1 protein-coding gene is annotated in these 916 nt (G+C 67.1%); it reads left to right on the plus strand.

Annotation, left to right across the window (positions count from 1 at the left end):
* The first annotated feature begins 124 nt into the window (after positions 1–124).
* Positions 125–907 (plus strand): transposase family protein, encoded by a 783-nt coding sequence (locus SM450_RS31030; protein ID WP_474623328.1) that lies wholly within the window; start codon positions 125–127, stop codon positions 905–907.
* Positions 908–916: the final 9 nt, after the last annotated feature.

Consider the following 916-nt stretch of genomic DNA (forward strand, 5'->3'; position numbering starts at 1 on the left):
GAGCCTTTTCCAAGCTGATTTTGCAGTTCAGGGCGGGTGCGGCAGGCCCGGTGATCGATGGGTGCGAGGCTCCAGGTAGGACAGCTGTCGACCAAGACTCGAAGCCCCGACCGGGAGCCTCGCCATGCTGTCCTACCCCGCCACGATTCCGTTGTCCAGCCGGACCCTGAACCACCTCGCCGAACGCATTCGCGGCCACCGTAAGCAGCGCCGATCCCGGTGGCGGCGCCTCGAACCCGGCCGGCAGGCGCTGCTCGCTCTCGCCCATCTGCGCAACGGCGACACCTACACCCGGCTTGCCGCCGGCTTCGAGATCGGCGTCGCCACCGCCTGGCGCTACGTCCAGGAGGCGATAGCCCTGCTCAGATCGGCAGCCGACGACCTGAAAACCGCGATGCGACGCATCCGGCTGCTGGCGTACGCGATCCTGGACGGCACGCTGATCCCGATCGACCGGGTCGCCGAGCAGAAGCCCTACTACAGCGGCAAACACAAACGCCACGGCGTGAACGTGCAGGTCATCGCGGACGCCGCCGGCCGGCTCGTGTGGGCATCCCCGGCACTGCCCGGTTCGGCACACGATCTGAGCGCCGCACGCAGTCACGGCATCATCGATGCCCTGACCAGCGCGGACGTGATGACCTTCGCCGATAAGGGCTACCAAGGAGCCCGTGGCAGCGTGCGCACACCGTTCAAGCGGCGCCGCTTCCGCCCGAAGCTGTCACACCGACAGAAGGCCGTGAACCGGGCCCACGCGAAGATCCGCGCCCGCGGAGAACGAGCGATCGCCACCCTCAAGACCTGGAAGATCCTGGTCAAGCTGCGCTGCTGCCCACGCCGGGCCACCGCGATCGTCCAAGCAATCCTCGTCCTGCACCACGTCGAAACCAACCGCTACGCAGGATGAAAATGGCTG

The organism is Micromonospora marincola (genome assembly GCF_056150385.1).